At 73.2% G+C, this 18,877-nt stretch carries 16 protein-coding genes; 9 read left to right on the plus strand and 7 right to left on the minus strand.

Annotated features, from left to right (window positions below; genetic code table 11):
- The first annotated feature begins 177 nt into the window (after positions 1–177).
- From BMZ33_RS08135 to BMZ33_RS08145, 3 genes are all read left to right on the plus strand, one after another.
- A complete protein-coding gene (locus BMZ33_RS08135; RefSeq protein ID WP_091109078.1) occupies positions 178–1,152 on the plus strand; it encodes a glycoside hydrolase family 26 protein in 975 nt (324 codons plus the stop codon).
- A 217-nt stretch (positions 1,153–1,369) separates the two neighbouring features.
- A complete protein-coding gene (locus BMZ33_RS08140) occupies positions 1,370–2,431 on the plus strand; it encodes an alpha-hydroxy acid oxidase (protein WP_091109079.1) in 1,062 nt (353 codons plus the stop codon).
- A gap of 159 nt (positions 2,432–2,590) precedes the next feature.
- Positions 2,591–3,409: a sugar phosphate nucleotidyltransferase gene (locus BMZ33_RS08145; RefSeq protein WP_091109080.1), complete on the plus strand. Its 819-nt coding sequence runs from the start codon at positions 2,591–2,593 to the stop codon at positions 3,407–3,409.
- Positions 3,410–3,428: 19 nt separating this feature from the next.
- On the opposite strand, the gene BMZ33_RS08150 is transcribed toward BMZ33_RS08145, so the two are convergent.
- Positions 3,429–4,103, minus strand: coding sequence for a PIG-L deacetylase family protein (locus BMZ33_RS08150; RefSeq protein ID WP_091109081.1), 675 nt, complete (start codon positions 4,101–4,103; stop codon positions 3,429–3,431).
- A 4-nt stretch (positions 4,104–4,107) separates the two neighbouring features.
- The gene (locus tag BMZ33_RS08155; protein ID WP_091109082.1) at positions 4,108–4,920 is read right to left on the minus strand and encodes a glycosyltransferase family protein; all 813 of its coding nucleotides are present in this window, start codon (positions 4,918–4,920) and stop codon (positions 4,108–4,110) included.
- A gap of 324 nt (positions 4,921–5,244) precedes the next feature.
- Here BMZ33_RS08155 and BMZ33_RS08160 point away from each other — a divergent pair, with 324 nt between their 5' ends.
- Genes BMZ33_RS08160 through BMZ33_RS08170 form a run of 3 tightly spaced genes read left to right on the plus strand, consistent with a single transcriptional unit; the run spans position 5,245 to position 8,182 of the window.
- A complete protein-coding gene (locus tag BMZ33_RS08160; protein WP_091109083.1) occupies positions 5,245–6,273 on the plus strand; it encodes an NAD-dependent epimerase/dehydratase family protein in 1,029 nt (342 codons plus the stop codon).
- A complete protein-coding gene (locus BMZ33_RS08165) occupies positions 6,270–6,839 on the plus strand; it encodes a dTDP-4-dehydrorhamnose 3,5-epimerase family protein (RefSeq protein ID WP_091109084.1) in 570 nt (189 codons plus the stop codon). Before BMZ33_RS08160 ends, BMZ33_RS08165 begins: the two co-directional genes overlap by 4 nt.
- Positions 6,836–8,182, plus strand: a complete 1,347-nt coding sequence (locus BMZ33_RS08170; protein ID WP_169064052.1) for an NAD(P)H-dependent oxidoreductase — start codon at positions 6,836–6,838, stop codon at positions 8,180–8,182. Before BMZ33_RS08165 ends, BMZ33_RS08170 begins: the two co-directional genes overlap by 4 nt.
- Before the next feature lie 62 nt (positions 8,183–8,244).
- On the opposite strand, the gene BMZ33_RS08175 is transcribed toward BMZ33_RS08170, so the two are convergent.
- On the minus strand, positions 8,245–8,706 hold the full coding sequence (locus BMZ33_RS08175) for a MerR family transcriptional regulator (protein WP_091109085.1): 462 nt from the start codon (positions 8,704–8,706) through the stop codon (positions 8,245–8,247).
- A 348-nt stretch (positions 8,707–9,054) separates the two neighbouring features.
- On the opposite strand from BMZ33_RS08175, the gene BMZ33_RS08180 reads away from it, so the two are divergent.
- From BMZ33_RS08180 to BMZ33_RS08190, 3 genes are all read left to right on the plus strand, one after another.
- Entirely contained in the window at positions 9,055–10,146 is a 1,092-nt protein-coding gene (locus tag BMZ33_RS08180; protein ID WP_169064053.1) for an acyltransferase family protein, read from the plus strand.
- A 220-nt stretch (positions 10,147–10,366) separates the two neighbouring features.
- A complete protein-coding gene (locus BMZ33_RS08185; protein WP_091109087.1) occupies positions 10,367–12,004 on the plus strand; it encodes a glycosyl hydrolase in 1,638 nt (545 codons plus the stop codon).
- Positions 12,005–12,163: 159 nt separating this feature from the next.
- Positions 12,164–13,495 carry an MATE family efflux transporter gene (locus tag BMZ33_RS08190; protein WP_136697240.1) on the plus strand — a complete coding sequence of 444 codons (1,332 nt, stop codon included), beginning with the start codon at positions 12,164–12,166 and terminating at the stop codon, positions 13,493–13,495.
- A 111-nt stretch (positions 13,496–13,606) separates the two neighbouring features.
- On the opposite strand, the gene BMZ33_RS08195 is transcribed toward BMZ33_RS08190, so the two are convergent.
- The 4 genes from BMZ33_RS08195 to BMZ33_RS08210 are packed head-to-tail and all read right to left on the minus strand — an operon-like array spanning position 13,607 to position 18,854.
- On the minus strand, positions 13,607–14,929 hold the full coding sequence (locus tag BMZ33_RS08195; RefSeq protein ID WP_091109089.1) for a hypothetical protein: 1,323 nt from the start codon (positions 14,927–14,929) through the stop codon (positions 13,607–13,609).
- 51 nt (positions 14,930–14,980) lie between these two features.
- Positions 14,981–15,838: a glycosyltransferase family 2 protein gene (locus BMZ33_RS08200; RefSeq protein ID WP_211202836.1), complete on the minus strand. Its 858-nt coding sequence runs from the start codon at positions 15,836–15,838 to the stop codon at positions 14,981–14,983.
- Positions 15,829–17,394 (minus strand): GMC oxidoreductase, encoded by a 1,566-nt coding sequence (locus BMZ33_RS08205; protein WP_091109091.1) that lies wholly within the window; start codon positions 17,392–17,394, stop codon positions 15,829–15,831. Before BMZ33_RS08205 ends, BMZ33_RS08200 begins: the two co-directional genes overlap by 10 nt.
- Complete coding sequence (locus BMZ33_RS08210; RefSeq protein ID WP_169064055.1) at positions 17,391–18,854, minus strand: alkaline phosphatase family protein; 1,464 nt, start codon at positions 18,852–18,854, stop codon at positions 17,391–17,393. The genes BMZ33_RS08205 and BMZ33_RS08210 overlap by 4 nt, the downstream gene beginning before the upstream one ends.
- Between the last annotated feature and the right edge of the window lie 23 nt (positions 18,855–18,877).

Here is an 18,877-nt window from a genome sequence, read left to right on the forward strand (position 1 = left end):
ACCAGGCGCATGATCATCGCACCAGACGCGGGAAGGTGGCACGTGACCCCTGAGGCGCAGTACACCCCGACGGGTGGCTCGACGTCGATGGAGCCACACCCCTCCGGGTCCTGGCCCGGTCACCGCCGGAGGCCTCGATGGCGGCGTCGGTCGGTCGCCGTCCTCGCGGCCGCCGCCGTGGCCGCCGTCGCGGGAGGCGCCTACCTCGTGCTGGCCGACCGCCCGGTCCGGGTGGAGCAGACCCCCGACCCCCGGACGTCCCCGCCCGCGGACTGGTTGTCCGGAGCCGCCACCGAGGACGTGGTGACCATCGACGAGATGGGGGAGTGGCGCGGTCGGCCCATGGAGATCGCCGGCACGTGGTCGGACAACAACGAGGCGATGGTCGAGCTCTGGCAGCTGCACGACGAGGAGCAGTTCGGCTCCTGGGACCGGCCACTGGACATCGCCATCGGCGGGATCGACGACGACCAGCAGGACGAGAGCTGGGAGGAGGCCGCCGAGGGGGCCTACGACGACCGGTGGCGGGAGTCCCTCACCAACCTCCGCGAGCTGCGCGAGGGCAAGGACACCACCTACATCCGGTTCGCCCACGAGATGAACGGCGACTGGTTCGACTGGTCGGTCGACGCCGGCAACCACGAGGCCTTCGTCGAGGCGTGGCAGCGCTTCCGGGCGCTGCAGCAGGACGTCTTCCCCGAGGCCCGGCTGGTGTTCAACGTCAACCGCGAGTCGGTGGGCACCGACATGGACTGGCGCGAGTTCTTCCCCGGCGCGGAGCACGTCGACGTCATGGCCGTCGACTACTACAACCGCTACCCCTACGTGGAGACCGCGCAGGAGTGGGCCGACAGCCTGGACGACACGGACGAGTACGGCGCTCCCAAGGGGCTGCAGCAGCACCTCGACTTCGCGCGCAGCGTCGGCCTGCCCCTGGCGGTGCCGGAGTGGTCGGGCAGCGCCGAGGACGGCGACTCCCCGGCTTTCATCCGCGGGATGTACGAGTTCTTCTCCGAGAACGCCGGCACCGGCGCCGGTCAGGTGCTGTACGAGATCCACTTCAACGTGGACAAGGACGACCTGAACTGGCTGCTGTTCGGCGAGTACCTGCGGATGCCGGAGTCCGCCCGCACCTACCAGGAGCTGTGGTGACCGGCCGGGACCCGGCCCTCCGCCGGCGCTGACCGCCGGCCCCTCGGGGCTCATCCGGGCGGGGGGACCGGGTGCTCCGTCCGGGTGGCGTCCGGCTCCCGTCCCCCCGCGGGTGCGCGACGCGGGCCCGGGCGCGGCATACGCTCGGGTGCACCCACCGCGCACCAGGAGAGGGGGAGGCGACCGGGGGCACGGTGCCCTCGCTGCCTCGACGTCGATGCTGTCTCTGTCTGCAGGTCACCTCGAGACCGCCCGGCGCACGCTGGAGCCGGCCGTCTTCGACTACTACCAGGCCGGCTCGGGGGAGGAGACGACCCTCCGCGAGGCCGCGGCCGCCTGGCAGGCCTACCGGTTGCGCCCCCGCGTCCTGCGGGACGTCTCGTCGGTGGACCTGACGACGGAGCTGCTGGGGACGACCACGGAGTCCCCGTTCGTCGTCGCCCCCATGGCCTTCCACGGCCTCGCCCACCCCGACGGGGAGTGCGCGACCGTCGCCGGCACGGGCGAGGCGGGGTGCCTGTCGGTCGTGTCGACCCGGGCCTCGCGCACGCTGGAGGACATCGGCGCGGCCGCGACGGGACCGTGGTGGTTCCAGGCCTACGTCATGCGCGACCGCGGTCTCACCGAGGCACTCGTCCAGCGCGCCGCGGCGGCCGGGGCCCGGGCCGTGGTCCTCACCGTCGACACCCCGTACGTGGGCCGCAAGCACAAGGTGAGCGGGGTCCGCATCGCCGTCCCCGACGACCAGTTCCTCGTCAACCTCGCCCAGCACCTGCTCCCCGGGGCCGTCGGTCGCGAGGCCGCCGAGCAGGACCCCTCGATGACCCCGGAGGTCATCGCCCGGCTCGCCGACGTCGGGGGGCTGCCGGTCCTGGTCAAGGGCGTGCTCCGGGGGGACGAGGCGGTCCGGTGCCTGGACGCCGGGGCGGCCGGGGTCGTCGTCTCCAACCACGGCGGCCGCCAGCTCGACCGCGCCGTGCCGAGCGCCCTGGCACTCCCCGAGGTGCTCGAGGCCGTCGACGGGCGTGCCCCGGTGCTGGTGGACGGCGGCGTGCGCAGCGGCACCGACGCGCTGGTCGCCCTGGCGCTGGGAGCGGCGGGCGTCCTGGTGGGCCGGCCCATCCTGTGGGCCCTGGCGAGCGAGGGGGCCGACGGCGTCACCGCCGCGCTGCAGGCACTGGCGGCCGACCTCCGGCACGTCATGGCCGTCGCCGGCGCGGCCGGCACCGGCGACCTCGACCCGAGCATGGTGTCCAAGACCCTGCGACCGGCGGACTGAGCGCCCCACGCCCCTGGCGCCGCGCCAGCCGTCCCCCGATGGAGGGGAACCGGCCTGGTCGGCCCCGGCCCGGTTCCGTGGAGACCTGGGTGCCGCCTAGGCTCCCCGCGACCTGAACGAGCGTCGAACCGCACCGAGGACCACGAGGAAGAGGAACACATGCCCGACCGACCGGACGTCTCGCCGGCCGACATCCCCGTCGTCATCCTGTGCGGAGGGATGGGCACGCGGCTCCGGGAGGCCAGCGAGCAGCTGCCCAAGCCGCTCGTCGACATCGGTGGCCGGCCCATCCTGTGGCACATCATGAAGACCTACAGCCACCACGGCTTCCGCCGGTTCGTCCTGTGCCTGGGCTACAAGGGCAACATGATCAAGGACTACTTCGTCGACCACCGGGCGCGGATGAACGACTTCACGCTCCGGCTGCGCGGGTCCCACGAGCTGGAGTTCCACACCGCGCACGCGGAGGAGGACTGGGAGATCACCTTCGCCGAGACCGGGCTGACGACGGCCACCGGCGCCCGCATCGCCCGGGTGGCCGAGTACCTGGACACCCCGCGGTTCGCGCTGACCTACGGGGACGGGATCGGCGCCGTCGACCTGCCCTCGGTCCTGAAGAACCACGTGGCCTCGCAGAAGCTCGGCACGCTGACCGGAGTCCACCCGAGCGGCCGCTACGGCGAGATGGTCATCGAGGGCGACGACGTGACGGCCTTCAACGAGAAGCAGCCCCAGACCGGGTACGTCAACGGTGGCTTCTTCTTCTTCGAGCGCGAGTTCATCGACGGCTACCTCGACGCCGACGCGACCGAGCAGATGCTCGAGCACGCCCCGCTGCAGCGGCTGGCGCGCGACGGCCAGCTCGGCGTGTACCGGCACGAGGGCTTCTGGATGGGGATGGACACCTTCCGCGACTGGAAGGAGCTCAACGGCCTCTGGGACAGCGGCCAGGCCGAGTGGCGGGTCTGGGAGGACTGACCCGGTCGGGCGCCGGCGCTCAGGGCGCCGGCGCCCGGTCCGCCGGCCAGCCGAGGACCGCCTTCGGGGCGGAGAAGGCCTCGGCGTACTCGGACCGGCACTCCACGCCCCGCAGCCGGGCCAGCGCGAGGAAGGTGTCCTCGCCGAACCAGTCGTGGCCGCGCTGGGAGCCGTAGTGCTCGTGGAGGAGGGCGGCCTTGCGCCGCAGGAGGCGCTCGGACAGCGGCCAGTACGTCTGCGGTCGCCCGGCACCCAGGTCGCCGTCCCACTTGGGGACCTCGTAGTGCAGGACCAGGTGGTCGCGGAACGCCGTCCGGACCAGTTCGCCCAGCAGGCGGTGGTCCTGGTGGGCGTCCGCCGGTGAGGGTGCCAGCACGAGGTCGGGACTGGTCGAGGCCGCGAACCGCTGCAGCCGGTCCTTGACCTCGTCCCAGTGGCCGGGCAGCCGCCCGTCCGGGAGACCCCAGAAGGTCACCGCGGGCCGCACCGGTGCGCAGAAGGCGGCCAGGCTGGCGGAGGCCTCGGCCTCACGGACCGGCGTCGACGTGGCGACCAGCACGTCGACGGCGGCGAGCGCTCCGCGTTCCCCCAGGTCCAGCAGGAGCCCGCCGGCGCCGATCTCCACGTCGTCGCAGTGCGCACCGACCAGGGCCAGGCGCAGCGGCCGCCCGGGACCAGGGGTGAGGTGCAGCACCCGGTCAGCTCCGGTGCCCGGTGCCCGCCAAGGGGGCCGCGTGGGCCTCGTCCCACACGGCCCAGGGCCGCACGTGCCGCCGCGCCAGCGCGTCGAGCTCGCTGCGCTCCTTGACCGTGTCGGCCGGCTTCCAGAAGCCGTCGTGGTGCCAGGCGAGCAGCCGGCGCTCGGCGGCCAGGCGCGGGAAGGCGTCGGTCACCAGGTCCTCACCCTCGTGCAGGTAGTCGAAGACCTCGGGGGTGAAGAAGAAGTAGCCGCCGTTCTCCCGGACGTCGAGCGAGGCGACCGACCGCACGGAGGTGACGTAGTCGTCCTCGCCGGACTCCACCATGTGGAACGCCGCCTGGGGTGGCACGGACAGCAGGCTGCCCACCGCCCCGCTGGCGCGGAAGTGCTCCTCGACGACGTCGAGGGGGGCGTCGGTCAGGACGTCGGCGTAGTTCGCGGCGAACACGTCCTGGTCGACGTGCTCGCGCACCCGCCGGAGGCGTTCCCCGATCGGGGTGTCCAGGCCGGTGTGGACGAAGGTGATCGTCCACGTGGAGATGTCCGACGACAGGAGCTCCAGCTTGGTGCCGCCCTCGTGGAGGACGAAGTCGTTGGTGTACGTCTCGTCGTAGTGCCGGAAGAAGTCGACGACGTGCCGCGCGCCGTAACCCATGCAGAGCACGAACTCGGTGTGCCCGTAGTGGGCGTAGGTCCGCATCACGTTCCAGAGCAGCGGGCGGTCACCGATCATCTGCATCGGCTTGGGGACGTCGTCGACGTCGTCGCGCATGCGCATCCCGTACCCGCCGCAGAAGAGCACCACCTTCACCGAAACCACCTCCAGCCCCTCATCCTGCGCGTTCGCACCCTATGCGCGTGACGCCCCGCCCGGACTCTCACCCTGCCTCAGAGAGGTCCGCGTGCCCGCGACGTTGTGGAACCAGCCGGTCGCACTCGGCGCCGGTGGTCACCGGTACAGGTGGACCGGGGCGACGGACGGTGACCCCTCGGCCGTCCCCGCTGTACGGTTCGCCGGTGCACGCGGTCCGGGGTGCCCGTGACTGCTCCGCGCCTGGGGGGTCCACGATCCACGGGTCGCGTCGCCTGCGCAGGCTCGTCGTGAGCCGCGCCGAACACCGGGAGGATTGCGGTCTTGCGAGTCTTGGTCACCGGCACCGAGGGCTACCTCGGGTGCCTGACGGCACAGGAGCTGCTGCGCGGCGGGCACGACGTCATCGGCGTCGACACCGGCTACTACAAGAACGGCTGGCTCTACCCGGGCCTGGAGCACGTCCCCGAGACGCTCGCGCTCGACATCCGGCGCCTCGGCCCCGAGCACCTCGAGGGCGTCGAGGCCGTCGTGCACATGGCCGAGCTGTCCAACGACCCGATCGGCGACCTCATCGGGGACGTCACCTACGACATCAACCACCACGGCTCGGTGCACCTGGCCGAGGTGGCGAAGGGGGCCGGGGTCCCCCGGTTCGTCTACATGTCCTCCTGCAGCGTCTACGGCGTCGCCGAGGGCACCGTCGACGAGAGCAGCGAGGTCTCGCCGCAGACCTCCTACGCGCGGTGCAAGGCGCTGGTCGAGCGCGACGTGTCCGCCCTGGCCGGCGACGACTTCACCCCGACGTTCCTGCGCAACGCCACCGCCTTCGGCGCCAGCCCGCGGATGCGCTTCGACATCGTCCTGAACAACCTCTCCGGGCTGGCCTGGACGACGGGCAAGATCGCCATGACCAGCGACGGCTCGCCGTGGCGGCCCCTGGTGCACGCGCTCGACATCGCCAAGGCCATCCGCATGACGCTGGAGAGCCCGCGCGAGCGGGTGCACGGCGAGATCTTCAACGTGGGCAGCGAGGGCAACAACTACCGCGTCCGCGACATCGCCGAGATCGTCGCCGCGGAGTTCCCCGGCTGCGAGCTCACCTTCGGCGACCCGAGCGCCGACAACCGCAGCTACCGGGTCGCCTTCGACCGCATCCGCGAGGTGCTGCCGGGCTACGACACCGACTGGGACGCCAAGGCCGGCGCCGCCCAGCTGCACCGGGTCTTCGAGTCCATCGACATGGACGAGGCCACCTTCACCGGCCGCGGCCACACCCGGCTCAAGCAGATCGAGTACCTGATGCGCACGTCGCAGGTCGATCCCCAGCTGTTCTGGAAGGCCCCGCAGTGAAGTACACGCCCCTCGAGGTCGACGGCGTCCACCTCGTGGAGATGGAGCCGTTCACCGACGAGCGCGGCGGGTTCGCCCGCTCGTTCGACACGACCGAGTTCGAGGCGCACGGCATGCGCCCCGAGGTCGCCCAGTGCAACGTCTCCTGGAACCACCGCGCCGGCACGCTGCGCGGCCTGCACCTGTCGGTGCCCGGGCACCCCGAGTCGAAGTTCATCCGCTGCACCCGCGGGGCGATCGTCGACGTCGCCGTCGACGTGCGGCCCGACTCACCCACGTACATGCAGCACGTGATGGTGGAGCTGACGGCGGAGAACCGGCTGGGGCTCTACCTGCCCCCGCACCTGGCGCACGCCTACCAGACGCTGACCGACGACACCGAGGTCCTGTACATGGTCAGCGTCCCGTACGCGCCCGGCGCCGAGGTCGGCTACCGCTACGACGACCCCGCCTTCGGCCTGACCTGGCCCCGGGAGGTCGCCGTCATCAGCGACAAGGACGCCTCGTGGCCGGCCTTCGACGCCGAGGCCAACGCCGAGCGCTTCCGTGCGGGGGTGCCCGCGTGATCGGCGTCGTCGGGGGAGCGGTCGACACCCTGCTGCGACAGCGGCAGACCGACGGCCGGCCGGTCCGGATGGGCCTCGTCGGCGCCGGCTTCATGGCCAAGGGCCTGGTCAACCAGGTGGTCAACAGCACGCCGGGCGTGCAGCTGACCGTCGTCTGCAACCGGACGCCGGCCAAGGCCCACGCGATCGTCACCGAGGCCGGCGCGACGCCGGTGGCCGCGGAGTCCGCCGCGGACGTCGTCCGGATCGCCGCGGCCGGCGACGTCGCCGTCACCGACGACATCGCGCTGGTGGCCGGGAGCGACGCCGTCGAGGTCGTCGTCGACGCCACGGGTGCGGTCGCCTTCGGGGCGGACCTCGCGCTCGCGGCGATCGCCGGTGGCAAGCACCTGGTGCTGCTCAACGCCGAGGTCGACGCCACGCTCGGCCCCCTGCTGGCCACGAAGGCCGACGCGGCCGGCGTCGTCTACTCCGGCGCCGACGGCGACCAGCCCGCCGTGCAGATGAACCTGATCCGGTTCGTGCGGCAGATCGGGCTGCGGCCGCTCGTGGCCGGCAACATCAAGGGTCTGCAGGACCCCTACCGCAACCCCACCACGCAGGAGGGGTTCGCGAAGCGGTGGGGGCAGGACCCCTGGATGGTCACCAGCTTCGCCGACGGCACCAAGGTGAGCGTCGAGGAGGCCCTGGTCGCCAACGCCGCGGGCTTCAGCGTGCACAAGCGCGGGATGCTCGGACGCGACCACCGCGGGCACGTCGACGAGCTCACCGGCATGTACGACGTCGAGGAGCTGCGCGCGCTCGGTGGTGCGGTCGACTACGTGGTCGGCGCCCAGCCGGGACCGGGGATCTACGTGCTCGGCGAGCACGACGACCCCAAGCAGCGGCACTACCTGGAGCTGTACAAGCTGGGCACCGGGCCGCTGTACAGCTTCTACACGCCGTACCACCTCTGCCACTTCGAGGTGCCGACGACGGTCGCCCGGGTGGCTCTGCTCGGTGACCCCGCGATCCGGCCGATGGGCGCACCGCAGGTCGACGTCGTCACGATGGCCAAGACCGACCTGCCCGCCGGCACGGCGCTCGACCGGCCCGGGGGCTACCACTACTACGGCGAGGCGGAGCGGGCCGACGTCACCCACCGGGACGGGCTGCTGCCGCTCGGCCTGGCGGAGGGCTGCACCCTGCTCCGGGACGTCGCCAAGGACGAGGTCATCCGGTACGACGACGTGGCCGTCCCCGGAGGGCGGTTGGTCGACCGGCTCCGCGCGGAGCAGGACGAGCGCTTCTTCGGGACGCCGGCGTCACCGGCGCTCACGGGCACCGTCACCGTCTCCCGCTGAGCGCTCCGGCGCCGCGACGCGTCCCGGAGGGGCGTGCGCGGCGCCGGTCGGCAGTCCCCCGGTCACCGGGTCGGTGCCACCGCGTCCCGGTGACCGTCCGACTGCGCGAGGAGGTCGTGCGCGCCTCCCCTGCCGCTCGTCTCCTCGGCCCGGAGCACGGAGATGAAGTCGTCCGCCCACTCGAGGTTCCGCTTCAGCTTGTCCCGGCGCGCGGTGGCCTCGGAGAGGAAACCGCGCAGGCGGTCCAGGAGGTCTCGGCGCTCGGCGTCCGTCGCGCCGCTCGGGTCCCGTAGTCCCGCCACGACGTCGAGGAGCTGACGCATCTCCTCGACGCTGAAGCCGAGTGGCTTCATCCGGCGGATCACCATCAGCTTCTCGTAGTCGGCCTCGCTGTACAGCCGGAACTTGCCGGCGGTCCGGGCCGACGGGCTGAGCAGCCCGGTCTCGTCGTAGTGGCGGATCGTGGGCTGCGACAGCCCCGTCCGCTCGGCGAGCTCGCCGATGCGCATGAGACGCGCCGCCATGTCGATCTGCCTTCCTGCCCGGTCGACCGGGACGCCTCCACGGCGGCAGACCGTGCCGACCCAGCGCCGCAGGTTACCCGGCGCGACGGAGGCGCGGGGCTCCCGGGGAGGCGGATCCCGGGCCTAACCTTCATCTCAGGTGAGAGTAGGGTCGTCGCGTGCGGGACGTGCCTCGGGTGCGAGGCGGCCGTCCGCGCCCGGTCCGGCGGACCCGGAGGCGGCCGGACGGGCTGGGCCCGGAGGAGGGGAGTGCTCGTGACGGGCGACGGGAGTCCGCAGCCCCACGCCGCGCTGTCGCCCGTTCCTGCCGCAGGCGGCGGCCCGGGCGCGGGTGTGTCTGCTCGGCAGGTGGAGACGCTGGCGCAGGCCTTCGACCCCCGTCGCAACAGCCTGGCGGTGCTGCGCCTGGGGTTCGCCGCAGTCGTCGCCGTGGCGCACGCGCTGGCCGTCGGCTTCGGCTGGCAGCCGCACCTCGGAGCCACGGCGCTGGGCGACCTCGCGGTCGACGGGTTCTTCGTCCTGAGCGGCTTCCTGGTGACCCGCAGTTTCCTCCGCCTGGAGGCGCCGGGCCGGTTCGTGTGGCACCGGTTCCTGCGGATCATGCCGGGCTTCTGGGTCTGCCTGGTCGTGACCGCGCTCGTGGTCGCCCCGCTGGCGGCCGTGCTCGTCGGCCGGACGCCCGGGTCGGTGTTCACGGCCGGCGAGGACCCGGCGTGGCGCTACGTGGTGGTGAACGCCGCCCTGCCCGTCCTGCAGTACGAGATCGCCGGCATCGCCGCGGACGACGGCGAGTCGGTCTTCGACGGATCGCTGTGGACCCTGCAGTACGAGGCCTTCTGCTACGGGGTCGTCTGGGTGCTCGGCGTGACGGCGGTCCTCCGGCGCGAGCGTGGAGTGGTCCTGGCCGTGTGCGTCGCCGTGTGGGCCGGCACGCTCCTCGAGCACGCCGGGCTCATCCCGTTCGACGTCCCGTTGCTGGCCAACGACCAGCTGCTGCGCTTCCTCCTCGTCTTCCTGCTGGGGGCGGCGGGGTTCCTGTTCGCCGACGTGGTGCCCGTGCGGGCCTCCTGGGCCGTGATGAGCGCGGTCGTCGTCCTCGCCGGCGCGTTCCTCCCCGACCACCGGGTGGTGGGCGCACTGTCCTTCGCCTACCTGTGCGTCTACGGGATGGTGCGCCTGCCCCTGCGCTGGACGCCGTCCTGGGACCTGTCCTACGGGCTGTACGTGTACCACTGGCCCGTGCAGCTGCTCCTGCTCCTCGCCGGGGGGACCGCGCTGGGGTCGGTGGCCTACGTCCTCGTCAGCCTGGGCGCAGCCCTGGTGCTGGCCGCGCTGTCCTGGGTGGCGGTCGAGGGTCCGGCCCTGCGGCTCAAGGACGCCCGGCCCCCGGCGCTCCGACCGGGGGGCCGTCGTCGCGGCGGTCCCGATCTCCTCGTGTGAGACGTGTGACGAACGGGGTCGCCGAGACCGGGAAATACTCACCGTGACTGTACGAACGCGGACTGCTCGTGCAAGCATCCCAATGTCGTTGTCGATATTCGTCCGATCACGCCGAGTGTCGGACGCGCGGAGGACGCCTTCCCGTGATCCACCCCTCTTCCACCTCGTGCGCCGTACCCGCCACGCACGTGTCCGCCCGCCTCGCCGGGAGCCGGATCTGATGGCCCGCCACTCGTACGAGCGCACCCCCCTCCGCGCCGACGGCCAGGGCACCGCGCCCGGGGCCGTGCCACGACCCGCAGGGTCCGTCCGCCCCGACGACGACGGCGTCGTGCACCTGATCCAGGGGCCGCGTCCCCGCCCGGACGGCGCCCCGCATCCGGAGCGGACGTCCGGCGAGGAGCCGGGGACCCGGCCCGTCGCCGGCGCCGGCCGGCCGGCGCCGACCCGTGAGCTCCCCGCCGCCCCCGCCCGCTCCCACCGGCACCCGCAGCGCGGCGCACGGGCCGAGCGGCCCGGCGCGGGTCGCTCCCGGGCCCGCCGCGAGCGGACGAGCTCCGGAGGCGGCCGGGCGCACGGCTTCCTCGCCTACGCCATGGGTCTGGTCCTGGTCCTGTCGGCCGTGTACGGCGTCGCCCACACCGCGGGCGCCGGCGGGGACGTCGTCACCGACAACGCCTCCTCCCGGTGGCACCTGGACGGACGCCCCACGTGGAAGGACGCCGGCGTCTGGTTCCGGTCGTGGGGCACTCACCGCAGCGCGCAGGCCGCCGCGGCGCGGGCAGCGGCCCCGACGGCCGGCACGGTCCCGTCGGCGACCGCCCCGACCCCCGAGGACGAGGACGCGGACGCGGACGACGCGCAGACCGCGGGCACCGTCCCGCCCCCTGCGACGGACACCGGGACCGGCGAGCAGACCGGGACCGCGACCGCGCAGGCCGCCGAGGCCGGCTCGGTCGGCGCGACCACCGGGCCGTCCCTCCCTGCGGGCACGTGGCTGTCCGGTGCCTCCGGTGAGGGTGTCTCCGACGGGTCCCTCGCCGCGTGGCGGGGCAGTCCCCTCGGGATCGCCGGCACGTGGTCGGACAACAACGAGGCGATGGTCGAGCTCTGGCAGCTGCACGAGGACGGCGAGTACGGGTCCTGGCAGCAGCCCCTCGACATCGCGATCGGCGGCATCAGCGACGACGAGAGCTGGGCCGAGGCCGCCGGCGGCGCCTACGACGCGCGCTGGCGGGAGTCCCTGCTCAACCTCCGCGAGCTGCGCGAGGGCAAGGGCACCACCTACATCCGCCTCGCCCACGAGATGAACGGCACCTGGTTCCCGTGGTCGGTCGCGGCCGACGAGGCCGGCGACTTCATCCGCTCCTGGCAGCGGTTCCGGGCACTGCAGCAGGAGGTCTTCCCGGCCGCGCAGCTCGTGTTCTGCGTCAACCGGGACTCCAGCGACAACGACCTCGACTGGCGCGAGATCTTCCCCGGGGCCGAGTACGTCGACGTCATGGGCGTCGACTACTACAACCAGTGGCCGTACGTGGACACCCGCGCGGAGTGGGAGGAGTCCCTCGTCGAGACCGACGGGTACGGCGCCCCCAAGGGCCTGCAGGCGCACCTCGACTTCGCCCGCAGCGTCGGGCTGCCCCTGTCCGTCGGGGAGTGGTCGGGCAACGCCGACGAGGGTGACTCGGTGGCCTTCATGGAGGGCATGCACGAGTTCTTCGCGGCCAATGCCGGCAGCGGACCCGGACAGCTGCTCTACGAGGTCCAGTTCAACGTCGACAAGGACGGCCGGCGCTGGCTGCTCTACGGCGACACCCGCATGCCGGCCTCGGCCGCGGCCTACCGCGCGCTCTGGTGACCTCCCACCCCCGGTGAGCCGGCCGCCGGGTGCGCTCCCTCACGGGCGCACCCGGCGGACGCCGTCGGACCCGTCCCGGCGCCCGACGGTGTCCCCCATCGGGTGCAGGAGGCCGGTCCTCGGACCGCGGGGCGGTGCGTGACCGGTAACCTGCAGCGCGTGCCTCCGTCCGCCCGGTCCCGTGCGGACCGGGGCAAGGGCCTGCGGGGTGTGCTCGGCCGGGCCGGCTGGAACCTGGCCGACCAGGCCGTCTCGAGCGCCACCAACCTGCTCCTGTCCGTCCTCGCCGCCCGGGCGCTGTCCGTCGACGGGTTCGGCGCGTTCTCGGTCGCCTTCACCATCTACTCGTTCCTCATCGCCGGCGGACGGGCGATGATCAGCCGGCCGCTCGCGGTCCGCTACGCGGCCGCCGCGCCCGAGCGCTACCGGGCCGCCGCCCAGTCGGCCACCGGGGCGACCGTGCTGCTCGGCGTCGCCTCCGGCCTGGTGGTCGCCGGGGCCGGGCTGTTCTTCCTCGGGGGACCGCTCGGGACGTCGCTGCTCTGGATGGGCGCGCTGATGCCCGGCCTGCTGCTGCAGGACATGTGGCGGATGGTCTTCATCACCGAGGGCCGGCCCCGGGCCGCCTTCGTCAACGACTCGGTGTGGGGCGTGGTCCAGGTGGGCCTCGTCGCCGCCTTCATCGCGCTGGACCGCCAGAGCGCCGCGACCCTCCTCCTCGCCTGGGGCGGTGCCGCGTTCCTGGTGGCCCTGCTCGGCATCCGCCAGTTCCGCGGCCGCCCGAAGCTGCGCACCAGCCTCCGCTGGGTGGCCGAGCAGCGTGATCTGTTGAAGTACTACCTGGCGTCCTTCATCGCGATCATGGGTGCCAGCCAGATCACGCTCCTGCTCATCGCCGGGCTCGGCAGTCCCGCGGACGTCGGGGCGCTGCGCGCAGCGCAGGTGGTCCTGGGGCCGCTGAACCTGATGACGTACGCCCTCCAGGCCTTCGCCATCCCGGAGATCGCCCGGCGCCGGCCCCGGGGACGGCGGGGGCTGCAGGTCGCGACGGCCCTGTCCGGGGTCCTCCTGCTGGCCAGCATCGTGTGGGGGGCCGCTGCCGTCGCGCTGCCCGAGCGGGTCGGCGCCTTCCTCCTCGGCGACACGTGGACCTCCGCCGAGGACGTGCTGCCCGCGACCCTCGTGGGGGTGGTGGCGAGCGCGGTCGCCTTCGGGGCCAACACGCTCCTGGTGGCCCTGGGCTACGCCAAGGAGACGTTCCGGATCAACGCCATGCTGGCCCCGGGCTTCTTCCTCTTCGGTCTCACCGGTCTCGAGCTGGGAGGCGCGGCCGGCGCGGCACTGGGACTGTCCCTCGCCCAGGTCGTGGTGACCCCGGCGCTGTGGTGGCGGGCCGTCGTGCTCATGCGCCGCGAGACCAGGGATCCCGGCGCGCGGCCGGTCGGCGAGCAGTCCCAGGAGGGACGCACCGGCGCCCTGGACCCGGCCTGAGCAGCCCGCCACCGAGCCGACCTGCCGCGGAGGGACCGCCCCGCCACCGGCCGTCCCGCACGGGGCAGCCGCTGCACGGCCGGTCCGGGCCCGCGGCGACCCGGCCAGGGGTCAGCCGGTGCGCACCCTGCCCCGGCGCGCCCAGGGCAGGTCCGCCGGCCGGTCGCTCGCACCGATCCCGGACAGCAGCCACACGATGTACGCCGTCTGCGGCTGCAGCAGGGCGCCGGAGAGCAGGAGCGCCATGAACACCATGGTCGCGGGCACGACGCGCCAGGGTGCCCGGTCCACCACGGCCAGCACCAGGAAGACGAGGAACAGTCCGCCCGCGAGGATCCCGTACTCGAGGGCGAGCTTCGGCAGCACCGAGTAGTTGACGTCGACGCCGCCGTTGTCGAGGCTGAGCAGGACGCGGGTGACCGACCCGGGGCCGTTGCCCACCAGGAAGCGGATCGGTTCCTCCAGGAGCCCGTTCCAGACCTCGTCGAACGGCGCCACGAAGCGGGAGTACCCGCTGGTGTTCTCGTTGGTCAGCTCGTCGTCCCGAGCGAGGAAGTACTCGCCCACGGGGCTCTGGAGGATCACGACCGGGACCACGGCGGCGACCGCCACGTAGCCGATCCGCAGCCGGTGCGGCGCGCGGAGCAGCAGCAGGACGCCCCCGACCCCCAGCATGACCAGGCCGGTCCCGGACACCGCGGCGCCCATGCCGGCGGCCAGGACGAGCAGCTTCCACGCCCGGACCCGGAGCATGATGCCGATGAGGATGGCCAGGGCGCAGAACTGCGAGAGGAAGGACGGCTCCAGCAGCACCACGCCGGTGGCCTTGCGGATCGGGTTGCCGTAGGTCAGCTCGTTGGTGAAGTTGTAGCCGGGCACGAGGTAGTCCCCGGGCACGAGCTCACCCAGGTGGTCCTCCCAGCTCCACACCCCGGCGAACTGGCTGGCGAGCTGGACGACCCCGACCACCGCGAGCACGAGCATGGTCCAGATGAAGGTGCGGCCCGCCCGGGCCACGACGGCGGCGCCGTACGGATCGCGGACGCGCAGGACCCACGGGAGGTAGATCACGATGAGCAGCCACAGCGACGACATCGAGAAGTCGGCGCCCCAGCCCAGCCACGACACGGTCGCCGTGGTGAGCAGGACCGCGCTCACCGCGACGGTGTAGAGCCCGGCCCGGACCCGGCTGACCGTGAGCAGCCGGCCGGCCAGCGAGACGCCCGCGAACGCGTAGGCCAACACGAGGGCGATCGAGACGGGCTCGTCGCCGACGGGGACACCGATCCGCTGCGTGACGACCAGCAGGACGACGAGCACGGACACCAGGGTCAGGAACCAGTCGGGTGGCGTGTCCGGGCCCCGGCGGCGGGGCGCGTCGGCTCCCGTCACCGGCCGGTCGGCCGCTGCGGCCGGTCGCAGGGTCGAGGTCACCGCGCGTCGATCCTTCCCTCGTGCCGACGTTCCTCTGGCGGGCGTGCGCGGTCAGAGGTGGAGATGGCGATGGCGCACGCTCCCTTGCAGCCGTCCCACACAGCCACCCAGCTGCCGGGCCACGATCACGAGGTCCTCGCGCCGCCGCGCTCCGGCCAGGAGCAGCAGCGGCCGGCCCCACCGCAGCAGGGCGCGGAGCTGGTCGCCCCGGGGGGGCAGCCCGCGGGACCGGTAGCGCCGGTGCAGCGCGGCCTCCCACGAGGCCCAGATCCTCGCCTGGCGGAAGGCGGGGCGGACCCCTGAGCGCAGCCGGTAGGAGACCCGGGCGCCCGGCACGAAGGTGAGCCGCGCATCGGCGTCCAGCTGGGCCCGCCAGCTGAAGTCGGTGTCCTCGCAGATCGGGTAGTCGCCGTCGAAGCCGCCGAGCTCCTCGAAGGTCTCGCGCCGGACGCCGAGTGCCGCGCTGATCGACCAGGGCAGGAAGTCGTGGTAGGTCATCGGCCCCTCGGCCTGCATCGACCCCCAGCGCCGGGTCAGCTCGGGCGGGTTCAGCTCCTCCAGGTCGACGCCGGCGGCCACGAGCTCGCTGTCGTCGAGCGCGTCGCCCATCGCCGCCACGTACTCGGCGTTCACGACGTCGTCGTCGTCCAGGAAGAGGATCCCGGGGTACCGGGCCCGGTCGGCCCCGACGTTGCGGGCGAACCCGGGGAGCGCCTGCGTGCGGTCCTCCACCAGCTCCAGCTGGGGAAGGCGGGCCCGCCAGCGCTCGACGACGGCGTCCACCGCACCCGGCGGACCGTTGTTGACGACGACGAGCTGGGCCGGCGGACGGGTCTGGGCGGCCAGGGCCGCGAGCTGGTCGCCCAGCCACGGACCGCCCACCGTGGGGACGACCACGGTCACGTCCACGACGCCGCCCCCGCCGGTCGTGACTTCAGGTGGTCGGCCAGCCGGAGTGCCAGGGCGATGATGGTCAGCGTCGGGTTCGCGTAACCGCTGGTCGGGAACACGGAGGTGCCGCACACGTAGAGGCCCTCGAGTCCGTGGACGCGGCAGTCGCCGTCCACGACACCGGCCGCCGGGTCGTCGGACATCCGCGTCGTGCCGATGGGGTGGTAGGCGTCCTCGAACCCGCTGGTCCAGTCATCGGTGTCCAGCCACTCGTGGCCGGTGAGCTGGGCCAGGCCGAGCCGGCGGAACTCGGCGTCCAGGACCGAGACGAACACGCGGGCGGTGCGCCGCTCCAGCTCGGTGAGGCGCCAGTCGACGCGGGCCTTCGGCAGCCCCAGCGGGTCGAGCTCCGAGGACAGCGAGATCCGGCTGTCCGGGTTCGGCGCCTGCTCCAGGAGGATCTGCACCCGGGTGCGCTGCAGCGGGACGGCGCTCGGGCGTCCCCTCACGAACCGTCGGTAGGCCGCGACCGCCACGTCGTCCAGCTGTCCCACGGCGCCCCGGAGCTCCGCCCGCCCCAGGGAGCGCGGCCGGCGCCTCTCCTGCAGGGCGCTGGAGATCTCGCGCGCCGCGACGAGGCCGGGACTCTCCGCGCGGTCGTGGACCAGCGTCGCAATGGCGTTGAGCACCTGCTCCTCGCGCTGCACCCCCGACCCCAGCCGGATGCGCGGGACGTAGCGGACCTTCCCCCTGCCGAGCCGGCCGTAGAACTCCTGGAGCGCCGCCGACCGGTCCGTGGCGAGGTCGATCCACAGGGTCGGGTGTTCCTGCAGGTACCGGCCGACGGCGTCGTTGCGCTCCCCGACCCCGGAGAGCAGCAGCAGCCGGGCGTTCTCGATGCCGCCGCCGCACAGCACGGTGGCCCGGGCCCGCACCCGGCCGGTGCGACCCGCGAGGGACCGGATCGCGAGCTCTCCGGCCGTGCCGGCGGTGCCCGGGTCGACGCGGCACACGGAGGCGTGCAGGAGGACCCGGACGTTGCTCGACCGCTCGAAGTCCCCCCGGTAGAACGCGCCGACGTCCGGGTGGCTGCTGTACATGGACGACCGGTGCTCGAGGCGGTCGGTCCCGAACGGCGGCGGGACGAGCCCGTACCGCCGCCACGCCTGCTCGTCGCACTCCTCGGGCGGGATGCCGAGCCAGGTCGCGGCCCGGCGGTAGTACGGGTCGAGGTGCTCCCGGTCGAAGGGCCACCCGCTGTCCGGGACCCAGTCCCTGGCCTCGAGGTCGGAACGGTCCAGCCGGATGCACTGGCCGGGCCAGACGGTCCCGGTGCCGCCGAACGTGCGGGCCCGGCCCTCGAGGAGGGAGAAGGGCAGGCCGACGGTCTCGCCGCCGTTGAGCTCGTCCGCCGCGGACCCGGCGTCGAGCCCCCCGCTCTCGAGCACCAGGACCTGTGTCCCCGTGCCGGTGAACTCTCGTGCGATGGCCAGGCCTGCGGGGCCCGCGCCCACGATGCAGAGATCAGCGGTCAGCTCTGCGTCGACGGCGGGATCGCGGAAGTCCTCGATCATCGACCAAGCGCGCCGAGGACGTACCGGTGCAGGTCCACCCCGTCGACGACGTCACCGCTCACCGCGGCCGCCGCGGGGCCGCTGGTGATGCAGAAGCCGTCCCACGCGTGCTGGCCGGTCTGCTCCCGGCGGATGTTGGGGATCTCGACACCGTCGACACACGACGGGGACTCGAAGGCCGCCTGGCTCCAGTGCACGACGAGGTCGGGCAGTCCCGCTGCGTGGCGACCGCGCGGAGGCCGGACGACGTCCTGCACCACCTTGCGCCCGTCCACCGTGGTCAGTTCCCGCAGCGCTGCCTCGATCGTGTCGCAGGTCGGCGCGTACTCCTCCGGCGGGACGATGCCCTGCGACTCCCGACCGGACAGGTTGATGCGCACGAGACCGTACTGCTCGATGGGTAGCGCGAAGGCCCGCGTGCGGGACCAGTCGTAGGCGGGCAGGAGCTTGCTCTTGCCCCACTGGCTGCGCCGGGCCAGCGGTACGGACCTGCGGTACAGGTCGCGGAGCACGGCGGGCATGCGCTCCTTGACCGCCGCGAGCACCGCCCGCCGGTCCAGCCGCTCCTCCACGTGGGTCATGCCGAGCCCGTCGAGCAGCGGCTCGAGCACGGGCGGCAGGCCGCGGGACGGCGCCATCCCGTGCAGGGCGAACACCATGACGGTGGTCTCGGGACCCGCGGCCTCCACCAGACGGCCGATCTGGCGGTCCATCTCCTTGTAGAGGTCGACCAGCGTGCGCTCGGGCAGCGCGGCCGGGGCGAGGTCGGCGTACATCGGCAGCTCGGGCTCGACGGTGTGCCACAGGAAGTGGCCGGCGTGGTGGGACTCCTCGAACACGACGAGGGTCAGGTCCGGTTGCTCCTGGGTGATCAGGCGGTGCGCGAGGTCGCCCCGGAGACGGACACCGTGGATGCACTCGTCCAGGAAGGGCCCCACCTCCGACGGCTCCACCGGCACCGTCGCCAGCGGGTCGGTGAAGGGGTGGGTGGCGAACTGCGACACGTCCCGGGTGACCCCCGCCGGGGACGTGCTCACCCGTCCGTCGACGCGGGAGTGCGACCCCCACTCGTGGACCTCGAAGCCGGTGGGCAGCCCGAGGAACGGGGCGAACGGGACGTCCATGACGCCCACGGTCACCCCGTCCTCGCTCAGCGACTTCCAGAACGGCGTCAGGCGGCTCTCGTCGGTGTAGGCCAGGGCCATCTGGGCGGGGTCCCAGTTCCAGATCGAGTACTGCCCGTGGTCGCACGCCTGGCAGCCGGTGGAGAAGTTCGGCCACACCGACCCGCTGCTGAACATCGTCGGAGACGTCAGCCGGCTCCAGGAGCCGCGGTCGAGGAGTGCCTTCGACGCAGGCATCTCCCCGGCCTCGATCAGCCTCCTGACCAGGGTCGACTCGGCTGCGTCGAGGCCGATGGCCAGGACACGGCCGGGGCGGGGCAGGGTGCTCTCGTCCACTGTGGAACCTTCCAGGGTCAGGT

This window comes from Geodermatophilus dictyosporus (assembly GCF_900115505.1).
GTDB classification, from domain to species: Bacteria; Actinomycetota; Actinomycetes; order Mycobacteriales; family Geodermatophilaceae; genus Geodermatophilus; species Geodermatophilus dictyosporus.